Origin of the sequence: Nocardioides sp. YIM B13467 (assembly GCF_042788075.1) — a bacterium.
Classification (GTDB): domain Bacteria; phylum Actinomycetota; class Actinomycetes; order Propionibacteriales; family Nocardioidaceae; genus Nocardioides.
The window spans coordinates 1,278,906-1,295,321 of sequence record NZ_JBHZPJ010000046.1 but is presented as its reverse complement, the minus strand read 5'-3'; the positions used below and the strand labels follow the sequence as shown (position 1 = coordinate 1,295,321).

Below are 16,416 nucleotides of genomic sequence, written 5' to 3'. Positions count from 1 at the left end.
GCTCAGCTCCCGGCGGCCGGGTAGCCCTGCTGGCGCGGTTCCCGGGGGCGTACGAAACCGGAGAGGAGGCGGGCGAACCAGCCCTGCTCCGGCTGGCCGTAGTAGGTGTGCGCGGCGGTGTCACGGACCTGGTTGGCGACGATGCCGAGACAGCGGGCGTCGACGGCCTCGAGGCTGTCGATGGCCTCCAGCACCTGCGGGCGGTGGATCGTACGGCAGTTGGCGACCACCAGGGCACCGTCGGTCAGCCGGGACAGGATCGCGCCGTCGGCCACCGGGAGCAGCGGCGGGGAGTCGAGGATGACCACGTCGTAGGCGTCCAGCGCCTCCTTCAGCAGGTCGGCCATCCGCGGCGAGCCGATCAGCTGCGCGGGGTTGGGCGGGATCTCACCCATGGTGAGCACGTGCAGGTTGGCGTCGCCCCAGACCTGGACGACGTCGTCGAGCTCGGCCTTCCCGATCAGCACCGTCGTCAGCCCGGCCGCTCCCTCCAAGCCGCAGTAGTCGGCGACCGCCGGGCGGCGCATGTCGGCGTCGACCAGCAGCACGCGCTGACCCTGCTCCGCGATCGCCAGGGCCAGGTTGATCGAGGTGGTCGACTTGCCCTCGCCGCCGATCGAGGAGGTCACGACCATCGAGCGGACCCTCGAGGAGGCGTCGAGGAACTGCAGATTGGTCTGCAGTCTCCGATAGGCCTCAGCAGCGACGTTGTGCGGGTCGATGGCAGTCACCGCGCCGCGCGAGCGTCGCTGACCCCGGCGCCGGGGGATCGCCCCGAGGAGCCCCACGTCGGTGAGCTGCTCGAGCTCGGCCGCGGTCCTGACCCGGGTGTCCAGGAGGGCGCGGACGACGGCGATCGCGACGCCGAGGCCGAAGCCGCCGGCGAAACCGACCAGGGCGGCCAGTCGCGTACGCGGCGCGAACGCCTCCTGGGGCGGGTCGGCGCGGGCGACCACGGTCACCTCGACCGCGGACTTCTTGTTGGAGCTGGGGGAGAGGTTCGTGATCGTGGTGGTGAGCTCGTCGGCGACCGAGTTGGCGAGGTCGGAGGCGCCCGTGCTCGTCGTGGCCACCGCGTCGATCTCGATGATCACCGTGTCGAGCGGGTTCTCGGCGGTGATCTCCTCAGCCAGCGCCTTGGGGGTCGTGTCGAGGTCGAGGTCGTAGATGACCTGGTCGAGCACCACCGGCATCGTGGCCAGCTTCGCGTACGACTGGACGATGTCCTGGGTGAACGTCGAGCCCTGGACCAGCTCCTGGGTCGTCGCGCCACGCGCGATCGAGACGAAGACGGTGCTCTGCGCGCGGTACTGCGGCGGGCTCGCGTGCGCCTGCGCGAAGGCCGCGCCGGCGCCGATGATCGCGAGCACCGCGACGATGTACCAGCGCTTTCGCAGGGCAGCGACATAGTCGCGCAGGTCCAACAGGTCACTCCATCCGATGTCTTTGCCAGGCTGCTTGTCCGGGACTCACCCGCCGAAGCGGAGCCCGAGGCAATAGGTGGCGCCGCCAAGGCCGGGCCACGGGGCCATCGCACATCCTCACCCCGTTTTGGGGATGACAGGGCCGGGTGCCCCGCTCGTTCACCCAAATGGGGGATTGATCTGCCGTCGGTTTCTGGAGGCGTACGCCGACTGCGTAATGTCTGTCCGTCACGTTCGGGGGGTTGGCCGCGTGGATGTGAGGTCCACGCTCGAGAACCGGCAGGCAACTGTTTCGAAGGTAGGCAGGGATGGACACCGCGACGATCCTGGTCGTCTGCACCGGGAACGTACGACGCTCGCCGGCGATCGAGGCGATGCTCCGTGAGGGCGTTGGCCAGATCGGTGGGCTCGCGCGCCACGGCATCACGGTGATCTCGGCCGGCAGCGAGGCGCTCGAGGGCTATGACATGGACCCGATGATCGCCTCCGAGGTCGCCCTCGCCGGGGTCCGGCTGACCAGGCACCAGGCCTACCCGCTCGACGTCGACGACATCGAGAGCGCCGACCTGATCATCACTGCCGAACGCTCCCACCGCAGCGAGGTCGCCCGGCTGGTTCCCTCGGCGGTCAAGCGCACCTTCACGCTCGTCGAGATCGCCGCGCTCGGAGACCTGCTGGGGCGGACGGCCCTGGGTGGCCCCGCGGGTTCGGAGGCGGATGCGGCCGCCCGGGTGCGTACGCTCGTCCAGCTCGCGCCGCTGCAGAAGGCTCGGCGGCGGGTCCGGCGGCCGGCCGACGACGACCTGCTCGACCTACGGAAGCGGACCCCGCGCGAAGCCCGGCGGCTGGTGACCGAGGCCCGTGGCCATGTCGAGTCGCTGCTGCGGGTGCTCGAGCCGAGCCTGTCGCTGGTCGCCAAGCCCCAGCGCCCCGCTCCCGACATCCCCTCCCCGGCGCCTCCGGCCGACGCGACTCAGCCCCGGTCCGTGCACTCCACCCGGTCGGCGGGTTGACCGCGGCGTGTTTGAAGGCAAGTTAGGGTTGCCTACATGACCCGTCCCGACAAGCCCGAGACCATCCTCGTCGTCACCGCCACCGAGCGGCTCAGTCCGACGATGATCCGGGTGAGCTTCCGCTCCGAGGACCTGAGCGCCTTCTCGTCGAGCGTCTTCACCGACCGCTACGTGAAGCTCGTCTTTCCTCAGGACGACGGCGCGGTGGTGCGCACCTACACCGCTCTCAACCCCTCGGTCGATGACGGCACCCTCGACATCGACTTCGTCGTCCACGGCACCGAGGGGTACGCCGGCCCCTGGGCCGCCGCGGCCAAGCCCGGCGACACCCTCGCGGCACGCGGCCCCGGCGGTGCGTACTCGCCCGACCCCGAGGCCGACTGGCACCTGATCGCCGGCGACGAGACCGCCCTGCCCGCCATCCGCGCCGCGCTGGCCGCACTGCCCGCCGACGCCCGCGGTTACGCCGTCATCGACGTCCCGGCCCTCGGCCACGAGCAGCCCCTGGACCACCCCGACGGCGTCGAGGTGACCTGGCTGGTCACCGGCGGTCACACCCACCACGCCGCCGAGGACGCCGAGGGTCACGAGCAGCCGCTGGTCACCGCCATCCGTGACCTGAAGTGGCTCGACGGCCGCGTCCACGCCTTCGTCCACGGCGAGGCCGCGGTCACCATGCACGGCATCCGCCCTTATCTCCTCAAGGAGCGCGGCGTCCCGAAGGCCGACGTCTCCATCTCCGGCTACTGGCGCCGCGGCCGCACCGAGGAGACCTTCCGCGACTGGAAGCGCCAGCTCGCCGAGGCCGAGTCCGCCTGACCGCCGAGTCGGCTCAAACTGACAAGATTCAGCGCCGAGTCGGCGCGTTAAGACGAGCCGACTCGGCGCGGGCCTCAGGTGCCGTTCTCGCTGAAGTGCTGGTAGTCCTTCAGCGAGTTCCAGTCGCCGCCCCACTCCCAGCCGATGTCGGCGAAGGCCTGGACCACGACGTCACCGTCGTGGATCATCCCGGGCGCCCTCCGGGTCCGATCCAGATACCAGCGGGCGAGCTCGGGGATGACGCGGTCGCCCTTGACGTACGGATTCTGGAAGGTGTTCAGGTCGATCGCCAGGCCGTAGGCGTGCTGGGAGAACGAGGTCTGGCCGACCGAGGGGCGGCAGACGAAGCCGCCGGTGCCGTTGCCGTCGCCGGTCGGCGGCGCATCCAGGGCAGCCTTCGTGGTGATGTCCATCTGCTCGATCGGGAACCTCGCCTCGTAGAGCCGTCGGAAGACCCCGACGACGTCCTCGGCGACCCGGGCGTTGATCAGCATCTCGCCGGTGTGGCGGGCGCCGTCGAAGCCCCAGAACGTCATCCGCACCCAGGCCAGCTCCCGCCGCGAGACCGGACACCCCGGCACCCAGGTCGAGCGCGCGATCACGTCGTCCGGCGCGATGTCGACCTCAGCCGTGAAGCCGTCACCGGGCAGCATCGGCATCATGTCCGGCAGCGTCCACGCCCGGTTGCGCAGCTCCTTCGGCGTCGGCCCGGCGATCCCGTAGCCTTCCGCGTCCTCCTTCAGCACCCGGGTGCCGAGCCACGGCGGCGGCACCGTTCCTGGCTCGGCGACAGCCGGAGAGGACGACGAAGGTACGTCGCTTGGTGAAGCCTCCGCCGAGGTCGAGGGAGCCGCGGCACTCGTCGTCGGCGCCGGGTCGGCCCCGGACGCTTCGCCGCACGCGCTGAGTGCGAGCAGAAGGACCGCCGCCCCGGCGACGTACGTCCGGGTCCGCGCCGATCCGCCCCACGTCATCGCGGCCACGCAGCCATCGCGGCCGTGGCGAGCCCGCGCAGCTCCTGCCGGGTGGCGCCGTCGATCGCCTGCACCGACATGCCCTGGATCACCGCGCCGAAGAGCCGCGCCAGGGCGGCGGCGTCGGTCCCGGCCGGAAGCTCGCCCTCGGTGATCGCGGTCCGCAGCCGATGCTCGATCCCGGCGAGCGTCTCGGAGCGCATCTTCGCGGGGCGGGTGGCGACGCCGCGCTGGGCGGTGCCCAGTGCCAGCGCGGCCGTCGAGACCATGCAGCCCGGCGGCAGGCCGCTCTCGCTGAACCGGTCGGCCGCCTCGTACAGGAACTCCGAGATGGCCTCGCGAGCCGGCCCGTCGGGCCGGAGCACGTTGCCGTGCTCGCTCGCATAGCGCTCGAGGGCGGTCTGGTAGAGCAACTCCTTGGAGCCGAACGCCCCGTAGAGGCTGGGTGCCTTCAGCCCGGTCGCGGCCTCGAGCGTCGCGACGCTCGTGCCTTCGTACCCGTGCTCCCAGAACGCCCGCATCACGGCGTCGAGCACCGCGTCCTCGTCGAAGGAGCGCGGACGTCCGCGGGAGGGCTTGCGCATTTCCATAGTGATCCCTACATTAACTCCCAGATCGTTATTTAGCGACCACTACAGAAATGAGACCGAGATGACTCGCAACGCACTCGTCACCGGAGCCTCGCGCGGGATCGGCCGCGCCATCGCCGTACGTCTGGCCGCCGACGGCGTCGGCCTGGTCGGCGTCCACTACGCCTCGAACCGCGCAGCCGCCGAGGAGACCGCGCGGCTCGTCGAGGCGGCCGGAGCTCGGGCAGTCCTCATTGGGGCGGACCTCGGTGAGGACGGCGCGAAGGCGGCGGCCGAGATCGCGGAGGCGTGGACCGCGGCCGCGCTGACCGAAGATGGCGGCCTCGACATCCTGGTCAACAACGCGGGCATCAACGGCAACCAGGAGCTCCACGAGCTCGACCCGGCCACCGCGCGCCGCGTGCTCGAGGTCAACCTGATCGCGCCGATGTTCCTGACCCAGGCGGTCGCTCCGCACCTGCGCGAGGGTGGCCGGGTGATCAACGTGTCGACCGGCTACACCCGGGTGGCGGCGCCGACCCACCTGGCGTACGCAGCCTCCAAGGCCGGCATCAACAACCTCACCCGCTCCCTGGCCGCGCCGCTCGCCGCACGCGGTGCGACGGTCAACGCGGTTCTTCCCGGCGTGATCGAGACCGACATCAACGCCGACTGGATCAACCTGCCCGGGCCGCGGGCGCAGGCCGACGCACTGTCGGTGTTCGGCCGGATCGGCACGCCGGAGGACGTCGCCGACGCGGTCGGTTTCCTTGCCTCGCCCCAGGCGCGATGGGTGACAGGCGAGACGCTCGATGTGACGGGCGGATCGGCGCTCTGAGTTGCTTGACTTCGAGTGCACTCCAACCTGGACACTGGAGGCATGACGACGCAGGCGCACAGCAACGGGCTCAGCATCGCCGAGGTGGCCGAGCGGACCGGCCTGACGGCGCACACGCTGCGCTACTACGAGCGTGACGGGCTGATGCTCGGGGTCGGCCGCAACGGGTCGGGCCACCGCGCCTACACCGAGGGCGACCTCGGCTGGATCACGCTGATCACTCGGCTGCGCTCGACCGGGATGCCGATCCGGGAGATCCGGCGCTATGCCGAGATGGTCCGCGACGGCTCCGGCAACGAGGAGGCCCGCCTCGCGCTGCTGCGCGCACACCGCGACCGGGTGCGCGCGCAGCTGGAGGAGACGGCTGCCCATCTCGACGCGATCGAGTTCAAGGTCTCCTACTACGCCGCGGCGGTCGGCGAGACCGACCCCGACGCCGAGCTCATCGCCCAGCAGCGTCGAGCCGAGCCCTCTGCTCCTCGCTGAGCTCCAGGTCCACCGCCGCCAGGCTCTCCTCGAGCTGGGCCACGGATGAGGCCCCGACCAGCGGGATCACCGGAAGCGCGTCGCCGAGCATCCAGGCCAGCACGACCTGGTTGCGAGTCGCGCCGGTCTCGGCCGCGACCTCGTCGAGCACCGCGAGCCGTGCGGTCGTCCCCGGGTGGTCGTAGGCAGGATCGAGCGGCTTCGAAGGATTCGTGTAGGCCCCGGTGAGCAGCGGCGTGTAGGCCACCAGCGTCAGCCCCGGCGTTGCCCGCAGGTAGGCGAGCAGGGAGGCGTCGGCCACGCCGATCTCGCCGTCGACCGAGAGCCGCGGGTTGGGGATGTCCGTGCGCATCCGCAGATAGGTGTGGTGATACTGCAGCACGCTCGGCCGGGCCTCCTCCGGGTTGACCGCCCGCGCCCGCTCGATCTGCCAGGACCAGTGGTTGCTCAGCCCGAACTGGCCGATGACACCGTCCTTCACCAGGGCGGCGAAGCCCGCGGCGTACTCCTCCAGCGGCACGCCGTTCATGTCCGGCACGTGCGCGTAGTAGAGGTCGAGCCGCTCGACGCCGAGGCGTTCGCGGGACCGGTCGGCCTGCTCGCGTACGTTCTGTGGTGCCAGCCCTTCCCAGGTGCGGTTGCGCTGGTTCACCCACCCGTTCTCGACGCGCTCGACGACGTCGGTGGGGCGTGCGCCGACCTTGGTCGAGATGACGAGCTCCTCGCCGATCCCACGGTCCCGGCGCCACTGCCCGAGCACGGTCTCGCTCTCGCCGCCCTGGGTGCCATTGGCCCAGTAGGCGTAGTTGTTGGAGGTGTCGACGAAGGTGCCGCCGGCCTCGACGAAGCGGTCGAGGATCGCGTACGACGTCTCCACGTCCGTGTCCGTCCCGAACCGCATCACGCCGAGCGCGAGCTTGCTGACGCGCCGTGACCCGGCGCCTGATCCGATGGTCGTGTATCTCATGCGATCCACGCTCCGGGTTCGTGCGCGCTCGAAGTCAAACGTCTTTACGCATGTCTCCTAGACTGGAGCCAGCACCCCCTGTTTTCTGACCGGGGGCTCTCGTGCATGCCGCATCCCTTTGGAGTCACCCGTGATCCTCGCCCCGCTCGCCGATCTCGTCCTGCGCGATGCTGCCCTGAGCGAGGTGATGGCGGAGGCCAAGGGCGGCCGGATGCTGGCGCTCGACGTCACCGGGCCGGAGGCGCTGCGCCCGTTCGTGGTCACCGGTCTCGTACGCCAGGAGCGCACCGTCCTCGCGGTCACCGCGACCTCTCGTGAGGCCGAGGATCTGGTCAGCGACCTGACGGACCTGCTCCCACCTGACTCGGTGGCCTACTACCCGAGCTGGGAGACGCTGCCGCACGAGCGACTCTCCCCGCGGTCGGACACCGTGGGACGTCGGCTCGCCGTGCTCCGCCGCCTCCGCCACCCCGACGCCGACGGTGCCCACGGCCCGCTGAAGGTGGTCGTCGCCCCGGTCCGCAGCGTGCTGCAGCCGCAGGTCAAGGGCCTCGGCGACCTCGAGCCGGTCGAGCTGATCACCGGTCAGGAGGCGACCTTGGACGTCGTCGTCCAGAAGCTGGCCGACGCGGCCTACGCCCGCGTCGACCTGGTCGAGAAGCGCGGTGAGTTCGCTGTCCGCGGCGGAATCGTGGACGTCTTCCCGCCGACCGAGGAGCACCCCGTACGCGTGGAGTTCTGGGGCGACGAGGTCGACTCGATCCGCCACTTCGCGGTCGCCGACCAGCGTGCCATCCCTGCCGAGCACGGCGGCGAGACCGAGCGGCTGTGGGCCCCGCCGTGCCGCGAGCTCCTGCTCACCCCGGAGGTCCGGGACCGGGCCCGAAAGCTGGGGGAGGCCCACCCCACCCTGATCGAGCTCACCGACAAGATCGCCGCCGGGATCGCGGTCGACGGCATGGAGTCGCTGGCGCCCGCGCTCGTCGACGACATGGAGCTGCTGCTCGACCTGATCCCGGAGGACAGCCACGTCCTGCTGCTCGACCCCGAGCGGATCCGCAGCCGCGCCCACGACCTGGTCGCCACCGCCGAGGAGTTCCTCGGCGCCTCCTGGGCCGCCGCGGCCAGCGGGGGAGTCGCCCCGATCGACCTCTCCGCGGCCTCCTACAAGGACCTGGCCGACGTACGCGCCCACGCCATCGCCCTGGGCAAGCCGTGGTGGTCGGTCAGCCCGTTCGGCCTCGACGACCAGGCGGCTGAGACAGACCCCGACGTCGTCGGCGTCGCCACTCGCAAGATCGACTGGCAGCCCGCGAAGGCCTACCGCGGCGACACCGCTGCCGCGCTGGCCGACATCGAGAGCTGGCGCGACGACAGCTACCGCGTGGTCGTCGTCCAGCCCGCGCACGGCACGGCGCAGCGTACGGTCGAAGCCCTGGGTGAGCGTGACGTCCCGGCCCGCCTGGCAGAGGGTGACGAAGAGACCGCCAAGCCGGTCCACAAGACGGTCACCGTCGTCCACGCCCGTCTCAACCACGGCTTCATCGACGAGGGCAACCAGCTGGTCGTACTCACCGGTGAGGACATCTCGGGCCAGAAGTCCTCCACGCGCGACATGGTCAAGATGCCCGCGCGACGCAAGAAGCAGATCGACCCGCTCGAGCTCAAGCCCGGCGACTACGTGGTCCACGAGCAGCACGGTGTCGGGCAGTTCATCGAGATGAAGCAGCGCGAGGTGCAGGGCGCGACCCGCGAATACCTCGTCCTGGAGTACGGCGCCTCCAAGCGCGGCGGACCCGCCGACCGGCTCTACGTCCCGGCAGACGCCCTCGACCAGGTCACCAGGTACGTCGGCGGCGAGCAGCCCAGCCTCGACCGGCTCGGCGGCGCCGACTGGCAGAAGCGCAAGGCCCGCGCACGCAAGGCGGTCCGCGAGATCGCCGCCGAGCTGATCAAGCTCTACGCCGCGCGACAGGCGACCAAGGGCTTCCAGTTCGGCCCCGACAACCCCTGGCAGCGCGAGCTCGAGGACGCCTTCCCGTTCCAGGAGACCGCCGACCAGCTGGCCGTCATCGACGAGGTCAAGCAGGACATGATGCGGCCGGTGCCGATGGACCGGCTGGTCTGCGGTGACGTCGGCTACGGCAAGACCGAGATCGCGGTGCGGGCGGCGTTCAAGGCGGTCCAGGACGGCAAGCAGGTCGCAGTGCTGGTGCCGACGACGCTGCTGGTCTCCCAGCACCTGTCGACGTTCATGGAGCGGATGTCGGGCTTCCCGGTCAACGTACGCGGGCTGTCCCGGTTCCAGACCGACAAGGAGGCCGCCGAGGTCATGGCCGGTCTCGCCGACGGCACCATCGACATCGTGGTCGGCACCCACCGCCTGTTCAACAAGGACATCCGGTTCAAGGACCTCGGCATGATCGTCGTCGACGAGGAGCAGCGCTTCGGTGTCGAGCACAAGGAGGCGATGAAGCGCCTGCGCACCTCGGTCGACTTCCTGTCCATGTCGGCGACGCCTATCCCGCGCACCCTGGAGATGTCGATCACCGGCATCCGGGAGATGTCCACGATCACCACACCGCCCGAGGAGCGACACCCGGTCCTGACGTACGTCGGGGCCTATGAGGACCGCCAGATCGTCGCCTCGGTGCGGCGTGAGCTGCTCCGCGAGGGACAGGTCTTCTACATCCACAACCGGGTCAACTCGATCGAGAAGGCGGCCGCGCGGATCCGCGAGCTGGTGCCCGAGGCGCGGGTCGCGGTCGCCCACGGCCAGATGAACGAGAAGCAGCTCGAGCAGGTGATGGTCGACTTCTGGGAGAAGGAGTTCGACGTGCTGGTGTGCACCACGCTGGTCGAGTCGGGCCTCGACGTCTCCAACGCCAACACGATGATCATCGAGCGCGCCGACACCTTGGGGTTGTCGCAGCTCCACCAGCTCCGCGGACGTGTCGGCCGTTCGCGTGAGCGCGCCTACGCCTACTTCCTCTACCCCGGCGAGAAGCCGCTCACCGAGACCGCCCACGAGCGCCTGGCCACGCTGGCGCAACACTCCGACCTCGGTGGCGGCATGGCGATCGCGATGAAGGACCTCGAGATCCGCGGCGCCGGCAACCTGCTCGGCGGCGAGCAGTCCGGCCACATCGCCGACGTCGGCTTCGACCTCTACGTGCGGCTGGTCGGCGAGGCCGTCGCCGAGTTCAAGGCCGGCCCGGACGGTGCCGCCGAGGAGTTCAACGAGGTACGCATCGAGCTCCCTGTCGACGCCCACCTGCCCCACGACTACATCCCTTCTGAGCGGTTGCGGCTGGAGATCTACAAGCGCCTGGCCGAGGTCCGCTCCGACGAGGATGTGGAGTCGGTCGCCGACGAGCTCCTCGACCGCTACGGCAAGCCGCCCGCGGAGGTCTCCTCGCTGCTCCAGGTCGCCCGCTTCCGTGCCCGCGCCCGCCAGGCCGGGGTCTCCGAGGTCACCCTGGCCGGCAAGAACGTACGCTTCCACCCGGTCTCGCTGCCCGACTCCCGTGTCGTCCGGCTCAACCGGATGTACCCGAAGTCCCTGGTCAAGCCGCAGCTGGACACCATCATGGTCCCGCGCCCGGTCTCCTCCGGCTTCCCCGCCAAGCCCCTCGACGGCCCGGACCTCCTCGACTGGGCCAGGGTCGTCATCGACGCCATCATCGACCCGCTCACCTGAGGGGTTTCATATCCACAAAATGGAGGTTATTATCCATTTTGTGAGAAGTCAGGCTCCGGTGCTCGCGCCTCTGTTCCGGTCGGAGGCGCAGGCGCTGCTGCTCTCGGAGCTGTTGCTCCCAGCCGAGGAGATGAGCATGACCGACCTCGCCGAGAGGGCCGGACTGCCCTATCCGACGGTCCATCGCGAGGTCGCGCGGCTGCTCGAGGCGGGTCTTCTCGTCGACCGCCGAGTCGGAAGGACCCGGCTCATCAGGGGAAACGAGCAGAGCCCGCTGCTGGCGCCGACGCGGGAGATCCTGCTGACGGTCACCGGGCCGGTCGTGCTGCTCCGGGAGGCCCTCGAGGACCTCGACGGGATCGAGCGGGCGTTCCTCTTCGGCTCGTTCGCGGCCAGGGCGAAGGGCGAGCCGGGGCCACCGCCGAACGACATCGACCTGATGGTGATCGGCAGCCCCGACGCGCGGGCGGTCTACCGGGTCTGCCGGGAGGTCTCCGACAGCGTCGGGCGCATCGTGAACCCGACGATCATGAGTCCTGAGGAGGCCGAGGAGCAGACCGGGTTCCTCGAGGAGGTCCGGGCCAGCCCGGTGATCGAGATCTATGGAGGAGGACCGGATGCCCCTGCCGCTGACCCCGGCGCAGCAGAAGGCGGTTGACGCGCTCGTACGCTCCGGCGCCCTGCGCGCCGTGAGCCCGGATGAGAAGAAGGCCCGCGCCTTCCTCGCCGGCGCGGAGTCGGCCCTCGCCGATGTACCCAACGTCACCCGGACCGAGAACCGCTACAACCTCGCCTACAAGGCCGCACACGACGTAGGCGAGGCGGTCCTTGCGGGCTATGGCTACAAGACGACGTACGGCGCAGGTGGCCATGTGAAGGTCGGCAGGTTCCTCGCCGCGATCTTCGACACCCCGCCGCCGCGCGACGCGGCCGCCCACTACGACGTGATGCGGCTGGACCGCAACGCCAACAACTACCTCGGCAAGCCGGTCACGCACGCCGCCGCGGACGCGGCCGCGGAGGCAGCGCAGACGCTCTACGCCGCCGCCCTGGCGCGCCTCGACACCTGAGTCAGCTGACTCAGGTCCGAGCGCCGGCCGCGCGGCGCAGCGCCGCCAGGGTCGTGTCGGGGCCGGCGTTGAAGGCGAAGCGAGCCTCGGGCGCGAGCTCGTGGACCAGGTTGACGATGGCCTCGAAGAGCTCGGTGTGGGCCGGTACGGCCCGGACGCCTCCGCCGATCATGACGATGTCCCAGGTCTTCTGTCCGAGGGCGTCGCGCACCTGCGCGACGGCGTCGTCGACGCCGGTGCCGATCTCGCAGGAGAGCGCGTCGTAGCCGGCGTCGGCGACCTCGGCGTTGCCGACGGCGATCCGTTCCTTCAACGTAGCGAGGTCGATCGGTGCGTCGGAGAGGTCGACTGCCTCGGGCGCCAGCCCGATGAGGAGGACTCGGTTCATGACAACGACGCTACTCACCCCTCCCACGCGCAAGAATGGCCGCGTGACCGGCGAGCCAGAGGTGCGCTACGCGCAGACCAGCGACGACATCGCGATCGCCTACCAGGCCGTCGGGAGCGGGCCGGTGACGATCTGGATGCCCTCGCTCAGCAACATCCGGGCGCAGTGGCGGGTGCCCGCGCTGCGGATGGCCTATGAAAGGCTCAGCCAGGACCTGACGCTCGTGCTCTACGACGGCCGCGGCACCGGCGCCTCGGACCGCCGGGCCGGCGACCTCGGCCTCGATGCACACCTGCGCGACCTGGAGGCGGTCATCGAGGCGGTCGGTGCGGACCGGGTCAACCTGCTCGGCTACTACCACGCGGTCACGACGGCAGTGGCGTACGCAGCGGCCAACCCGCAACGCGTCGACCGGATGCTCCTGTTCGGAGGAGCGGCGCGGATGCGCGAGGCGATGAGCCCGGCGCAGACACAGGCGCTGCTGTCGCTGGTCGAGCAGGACTGGGACCTCTTCGCCGACGCCGCCGCGACCGCCTGGCTGGGGTGGGGGTCGGGCGAGAACGCCGGCCGGGTCGCCGAGGCGTTCCGCACCGCCGCGACGCCCGCGGTCGCCCGCGACTGGTTCGCGGAGGCCGCCCGGATGGACGTCAGCGACCTCCTCGACCAGGTGGTGGCGCCGACGCTCGTGCTGCACCGGCAGGGAGCCAGCCAGATCCCGGTCGAGGTGTCCCGTCGCCTGGCCGACGGCGTACGCCACGGAACGCTGGTCGAGCTCGAGGGCAGCACCCCGACGCTGTTCGTCGAGGGCGGCGCCCGTGACCTCGCCATGGTGAGTCGCTGGTTCCTGACCGGTGAGGTGCACCGCGGGTCCGCGCCCGCCTCGGGTCGGGCCACAACGGCACTGACCACGCGCGAGCACGAGGTGCTGCGGCTGATCGCCACAGGGCGTACGAACGCCTCGATCGCCCGAGACCTCGGCATCACCGAGCACACCGTCGAGCGCCACGCCGCCAACCTCTACCGCAAGCTCGGCGTACGCAGCCGCGCCGAGGCCACCGCCTGGGCGATCCGCAACGGCGCGGCCTGAGGGAGCACGAACACTGACGGGAACCCGTCAGTCCGGCTGCCCACTGTCCGGGAAGCGGCGACCCCGCGACCCTGGGCACAGTGGGAGCATGACGACGACGATCACTCCCAGCAACGACTCCTGGCGGATGGCGAAGGCGACCGCCCCGATGATGCGGACCCTGGCCGGGCGCCGCCTGTTCCCGCTCTGGGCCGTGGTGCACCACCGCGGCCGCAAGACCGGACGCGACCTGAGCCTTCCGGTCGCGCTGCTGCACACCGAGGACGAGTTCGTGATCACGCTCCCGTGGGGTGCCGGCACCAACTGGGTCCGCAACGTGCTGGCGGCCGGCGAGTGCACGATCACCTGGAAGGGCCGCGACCACGCCGCCACCCAGCCGCGCATCCTCGACCGCGACGAGGCGCGTCCCTACTACGACGGCTTCTCCTGGTGGATGGTCGAGAGGGCGTTCAAGGCCGACAGCTTCCTGGCCCTGCGTCGGTGAGAGTCCACACTGCGGCGCCGTTGCTCCGTGGCGTACGCCTGCGTCTGGCAGGATCGACGCATGACGATGGAGGCTTTCGGCGAGCAGTCCTTCCCTGAGGAGCCCTTCGGCAACGAGTGGGACACCGAGCCCGGGTGGCTCTCCGAGGAGGAGCTGGGCGAGACCCGCGGGCGCGTGCCCATCCTCTACGTGGAGGCGGTCCCGGTACGTGTCGACCCCGACGGCCGGGTCACCGAGGTCGGGCTGCTGCTGCGCGGCTCGCCAACGACCGGGACGATCACCCGGTCGCTGGTCTCCGGCCGGGTCCTGCACGGTGAGCGGATCCGCGACGCGCTGATGCGCAACCTGGAGAAGGACCTCGGCCCGGTCGCCTTCCCGACCCTGCCGCTGACCACGGTGCCGGTGACCGTCGCCGAATACTTCCCGTGGCCCGGCGAGCGCTACCAGGACCCGCGCCAGCACGCGGTCTCGCTGGTCTACGTCATCCCCGTGACCGGCGAGTGCGAGCCGCGCCAGGACGCCCTGGAGCTGTCCTGGATGACCCCGGCCGAGGCCGCCTCCGACGAGGTCGTCGGCGACATGGAGGGTGGTCGCGGCGCACTGCTGCGGCAGTGCCTGAGCGCGTTCGGGGCGCTGGGTTGAGCCCAGCCGACGACGAGGGCAGGACGTACGCATCGGGGGAGGGGCTCGTCGAGTTCCTCGACCTGATGCGGCTGATGCGTGAACGGTGCGTGTGGAAGTCGTCGCAGACCCACGCGTCGCTCGCGCAGTACCTGCGCGAGGAGTCCGACGAGGTCCTCGAGGCCATCGACGAGGCGGACCCCGAGCACCTCAAGGAGGAGCTCGGCGATCTCCTGCTCCAGGTCTACTTCCACGCCGCCATCGCGGAGGAGGCCGGCGAGTTCACCATGGACGACGTCATCGCCGGCCTCACCGCCAAGATGAAGCGCCGCAACCCGCACGTCTTCGGCCCCGAGGCCGCCTCCGGCCGCCGCTACACCCTCGAAGAGGTCGAGAAGCTCTGGTCGGCCGCCAAAGCCGCCGAACGCGCCCACCCCGCCGAATAGGCACAAACGTCGGCCGAGACGTCAGTTACGTCGGCCGAAACGGCACTTACGTCGGCCGACACGGCAGCTCACTGCCGTCTCGGCCGACGGGAGCGACGCCTCGGTTCGCGTACGTGACTTCTCGGCCGGCGGGGGCGACCTTTCGCGGAGCCAGGGGGATGAGCATGGCTGCGAGGGCCGCACCCAGGGCGACGACGGTGAGGAAGCCGAAGCCGTTGACGTACCCCTGCTCGGTTGGGTAGCCCGACGGCAGGGTCTGGGCGGTGACCAGGGAGGTCATGACCGCGGTTCCGATGGTGCCGCCGACGGTGCGGATGTTGGCGTTCATCCCGGTGGCCACGCCGGTGTGCTCCGGCGGCACCGCGGCCACAACGGCGTTGGCGAGGTTGGCGAAGACCAGGCCCGTGCCGAACCCGGAGAGCCCGGCGGCGACGCACATCTGCCACGGCTCGTCGTGGACGAAGGCGACCATGGCCAGGGAGACCGCGGTGAGCAGCCCGCCGATGACCAGGATGCGGCGCATCCCGATGAGCTCGGCGAGCCGGGCGCTGACCAGACCGCACAGGAACGAGGTGATGGCCGTCGGGAGCATCAGGTAGCCGGCAACGGTGACCGACGCGCCGAACCCGTAGCCGGCCGACGGCGGGGTCTGGGTCAGCTGCGGGATGAAGCCGAAGGAGGCGTACATCGCGATGCCGATCAGCAGGGCGACCAGGTTGGCGGTCCATACGCCGCGGCGGCCCATCAGGCGCAGGTCGACCAACGGCTGTCGTACGGTCCACTCGACCCGGATCCAGGTGGCCAGGAGCACGACGGCGGCACCGAGCAGGCCGATGGTGGCGGGCGAGGTCCAGCCCCACGACGGAGCCCGGCTGACGCCGAGGAGGAGCGCGACCAGCCAGCCGGCGAGGAGTACGGCGGGGAGCAGCGGGATCGGCTCCCGGGTGAGCACGGGGGACTCGGGCACCAGCCATAGCGCGGCGATCGCGGCGCCGGCCGCGACGAGCGCGGGCAACAGGAACAGCGCCCGGAAGCCGAGCGTCTCGGCGACCGGACCTGCCAGCACGATCCCGGCCGCGAAGCCCATCGAGAGCAGCGAAGAGGTCACCGCGATCGCACCGGCGACGCGCTCCTTGGGTAGCTCGTCACGCAGGATCGCGAAGGCGAGCGGCAGGGTTCCGCCACCCAGCCCTTGCAGGACCCGCGCGCCGATCATGACCTCGATGCTGGGGGCCGCGGCGGCGAGGAGAGCGCCGGCGGTGAGGGCGGCCAGGCTCCACACGTACATCCGGCGCTTGCCGAACGAGTCGCCCATCCTGCCGATGATCGGGGTCGCGACCGAGGCCGAGAGCAGGAACGCGGTCAGGATCCATGACCCTGTCGCCTGGTCGGTCTCCAGCTCGGTCTGGATCAGCGGCATCGTCGGCACGGAGACCGACTGCAGCAACGAGTAGGAGCAGACGCCGATGGCGACGATCGCGAAGGTGAGGCGAGGGCTGGTGTGGGTCACGGACATCGAGGCAAAGTTTA

Annotated in this window: 17 protein-coding genes; 11 read left to right on the top strand and 6 right to left on the bottom strand. The window is 70.6% G+C overall.

Going from position 1 to position 16,416, the window contains the following annotated elements:
* Positions 1-2: 2 nt before the first annotated feature.
* On the bottom strand, positions 3-1,424 hold the full coding sequence (locus tag ACFX43_RS13410) for a polysaccharide biosynthesis tyrosine autokinase (protein WP_378822236.1): 1,422 nt from the start codon (positions 1,422-1,424) through the stop codon (positions 3-5).
* Positions 1,425-1,732: 308 nt separating this feature from the next.
* Between ACFX43_RS13410 and ACFX43_RS13405 the strand changes: the two genes are divergently transcribed.
* Both ACFX43_RS13405 and ACFX43_RS13400 read left to right on the top strand, forming a co-directional pair.
* A complete protein-coding gene (locus ACFX43_RS13405; protein ID WP_378822230.1) occupies positions 1,733-2,437 on the top strand; it encodes a hypothetical protein in 705 nt (234 codons plus the stop codon).
* Between the two features lie 36 nt (positions 2,438-2,473).
* Positions 2,474-3,256: a siderophore-interacting protein gene (locus ACFX43_RS13400; protein ID WP_378822227.1), complete on the top strand. Its 783-nt coding sequence runs from the start codon at positions 2,474-2,476 to the stop codon at positions 3,254-3,256.
* A 74-nt stretch (positions 3,257-3,330) separates the two neighbouring features.
* Here the strand turns inward: ACFX43_RS13400 and ACFX43_RS13395 are convergent, their stop codons facing one another.
* Together ACFX43_RS13395 and ACFX43_RS13390 are read right to left on the bottom strand one after the other, a co-directional pair.
* Positions 3,331-4,230: a M15 family metallopeptidase gene (locus tag ACFX43_RS13395; RefSeq protein ID WP_378840876.1), complete on the bottom strand. Its 900-nt coding sequence runs from the start codon at positions 4,228-4,230 to the stop codon at positions 3,331-3,333.
* Positions 4,227-4,814, bottom strand: a complete 588-nt coding sequence (locus ACFX43_RS13390; RefSeq protein WP_378822224.1) for a TetR/AcrR family transcriptional regulator — start codon at positions 4,812-4,814, stop codon at positions 4,227-4,229. The genes ACFX43_RS13395 and ACFX43_RS13390 overlap by 4 nt, the downstream gene beginning before the upstream one ends.
* Before the next feature lie 67 nt (positions 4,815-4,881).
* Here ACFX43_RS13390 and ACFX43_RS13385 point away from each other — a divergent pair, with 67 nt between their 5' ends.
* Both ACFX43_RS13385 and ACFX43_RS13380 read left to right on the top strand, forming a co-directional pair.
* Positions 4,882-5,637, top strand: coding sequence for an SDR family NAD(P)-dependent oxidoreductase (locus ACFX43_RS13385; protein ID WP_378822212.1), 756 nt, complete (start codon positions 4,882-4,884; stop codon positions 5,635-5,637).
* Between the two features lie 42 nt (positions 5,638-5,679).
* The gene (locus tag ACFX43_RS13380) at positions 5,680-6,123 is read left to right on the top strand and encodes a MerR family transcriptional regulator (protein ID WP_378822149.1); all 444 of its coding nucleotides are present in this window, start codon (positions 5,680-5,682) and stop codon (positions 6,121-6,123) included.
* On the opposite strand, the gene ACFX43_RS13375 is transcribed toward ACFX43_RS13380, so the two are convergent.
* Entirely contained in the window at positions 6,080-7,090 is a 1,011-nt protein-coding gene (locus ACFX43_RS13375) for an aldo/keto reductase (protein ID WP_378822119.1), read from the bottom strand. The genes ACFX43_RS13380 and ACFX43_RS13375 overlap by 44 nt on opposite strands.
* A gap of 187 nt (positions 7,091-7,277) precedes the next feature.
* Between ACFX43_RS13375 and mfd the strand changes: the two genes are divergently transcribed.
* From mfd to ACFX43_RS13360, 3 genes are read left to right on the top strand one after another with little or no spacing between them, the layout of a single operon-like run.
* Complete coding sequence (gene mfd / locus ACFX43_RS13370) at positions 7,278-10,790, top strand: transcription-repair coupling factor (RefSeq protein ID WP_378840870.1); 3,513 nt, start codon at positions 7,278-7,280, stop codon at positions 10,788-10,790.
* Between the two features lie 40 nt (positions 10,791-10,830).
* Positions 10,831-11,448 carry a MarR family transcriptional regulator gene (locus ACFX43_RS13365; protein ID WP_378822111.1) on the top strand — a complete coding sequence of 206 codons (618 nt, stop codon included), beginning with the start codon at positions 10,831-10,833 and terminating at the stop codon, positions 11,446-11,448.
* Positions 11,408-11,860 carry a hypothetical protein gene (locus ACFX43_RS13360; protein ID WP_378822110.1) on the top strand — a complete coding sequence of 151 codons (453 nt, stop codon included), beginning with the start codon at positions 11,408-11,410 and terminating at the stop codon, positions 11,858-11,860. Before ACFX43_RS13365 ends, ACFX43_RS13360 begins: the two co-directional genes overlap by 41 nt.
* Before the next feature lie 10 nt (positions 11,861-11,870).
* Here ACFX43_RS13360 and ACFX43_RS13355 read toward each other — a convergent pair whose 3' ends face one another.
* Positions 11,871-12,248, bottom strand: a complete 378-nt coding sequence (locus ACFX43_RS13355) for a hypothetical protein (protein WP_378822109.1) — start codon at positions 12,246-12,248, stop codon at positions 11,871-11,873.
* 43 nt (positions 12,249-12,291) lie between these two features.
* Here ACFX43_RS13355 and ACFX43_RS13350 point away from each other — a divergent pair, with 43 nt between their 5' ends.
* The 4 genes from ACFX43_RS13350 to ACFX43_RS13335 all read left to right on the top strand — a co-directional run bounded on the left by ACFX43_RS13350 (position 12,292) and on the right by ACFX43_RS13335 (position 14,886).
* Entirely contained in the window at positions 12,292-13,335 is a 1,044-nt protein-coding gene (locus ACFX43_RS13350; protein ID WP_378822108.1) for an alpha/beta fold hydrolase, read from the top strand.
* An 88-nt stretch (positions 13,336-13,423) separates the two neighbouring features.
* Positions 13,424-13,819 carry a hypothetical protein gene (locus tag ACFX43_RS13345; RefSeq protein ID WP_378822107.1) on the top strand — a complete coding sequence of 132 codons (396 nt, stop codon included), beginning with the start codon at positions 13,424-13,426 and terminating at the stop codon, positions 13,817-13,819.
* A gap of 60 nt (positions 13,820-13,879) precedes the next feature.
* Positions 13,880-14,461 (top strand): NUDIX hydrolase family protein, encoded by a 582-nt coding sequence (locus ACFX43_RS13340; protein WP_378822106.1) that lies wholly within the window; start codon positions 13,880-13,882, stop codon positions 14,459-14,461.
* The gene (locus tag ACFX43_RS13335) at positions 14,458-14,886 is read left to right on the top strand and encodes a MazG nucleotide pyrophosphohydrolase domain-containing protein (RefSeq protein WP_378822105.1); all 429 of its coding nucleotides are present in this window, start codon (positions 14,458-14,460) and stop codon (positions 14,884-14,886) included. The genes ACFX43_RS13340 and ACFX43_RS13335 overlap by 4 nt, the downstream gene beginning before the upstream one ends.
* Positions 14,887-14,932: 46 nt before the next feature.
* Here the strand turns inward: ACFX43_RS13335 and ACFX43_RS13330 are convergent, their stop codons facing one another.
* Positions 14,933-16,402 carry an MFS transporter gene (locus ACFX43_RS13330; RefSeq protein WP_378822104.1) on the bottom strand — a complete coding sequence of 490 codons (1,470 nt, stop codon included), beginning with the start codon at positions 16,400-16,402 and terminating at the stop codon, positions 14,933-14,935.
* Positions 16,403-16,416 lie beyond the last annotated feature (14 nt).

Excerpts from the sequence above, each read along its gene's own strand:
- ACFX43_RS13405 (WP_378822230.1), top strand. The coding sequence starts at position 1,733 with ATGGACACCGCGACGATCCTGGTCGTCTGCACCGGGAACGTACGACGC.
- ACFX43_RS13400 (WP_378822227.1), top strand. The coding sequence starts at position 2,474 with ATGACCCGTCCCGACAAGCCCGAGACCATCCTCGTCGTCACCGCCACC.
- ACFX43_RS13395 (WP_378840876.1), bottom strand. The coding sequence starts at position 4,230 with ATGACGTGGGGCGGATCGGCGCGGACCCGGACGTACGTCGCCGGGGCG.
- ACFX43_RS13390 (WP_378822224.1), bottom strand. The coding sequence starts at position 4,814 with ATGCGCAAGCCCTCCCGCGGACGTCCGCGCTCCTTCGACGAGGACGCG.
- ACFX43_RS13385 (WP_378822212.1), top strand. The coding sequence starts at position 4,882 with ATGACTCGCAACGCACTCGTCACCGGAGCCTCGCGCGGGATCGGCCGC.
- ACFX43_RS13380 (WP_378822149.1), top strand. The coding sequence starts at position 5,680 with ATGACGACGCAGGCGCACAGCAACGGGCTCAGCATCGCCGAGGTGGCC.
- ACFX43_RS13375 (WP_378822119.1), bottom strand. The coding sequence starts at position 7,090 with ATGAGATACACGACCATCGGATCAGGCGCCGGGTCACGGCGCGTCAGC.
- mfd (WP_378840870.1), top strand. The coding sequence starts at position 7,278 with ATGGCGGAGGCCAAGGGCGGCCGGATGCTGGCGCTCGACGTCACCGGG.
- ACFX43_RS13360 (WP_378822110.1), top strand. The coding sequence starts at position 11,408 with ATGCCCCTGCCGCTGACCCCGGCGCAGCAGAAGGCGGTTGACGCGCTC.
- ACFX43_RS13355 (WP_378822109.1), bottom strand. The coding sequence starts at position 12,248 with ATGAACCGAGTCCTCCTCATCGGGCTGGCGCCCGAGGCAGTCGACCTC.
- ACFX43_RS13345 (WP_378822107.1), top strand. The coding sequence starts at position 13,424 with ATGACGACGACGATCACTCCCAGCAACGACTCCTGGCGGATGGCGAAG.
- ACFX43_RS13340 (WP_378822106.1), top strand. The coding sequence starts at position 13,880 with ATGACGATGGAGGCTTTCGGCGAGCAGTCCTTCCCTGAGGAGCCCTTC.
- ACFX43_RS13330 (WP_378822104.1), bottom strand. The coding sequence starts at position 16,402 with ATGTCCGTGACCCACACCAGCCCTCGCCTCACCTTCGCGATCGTCGCC.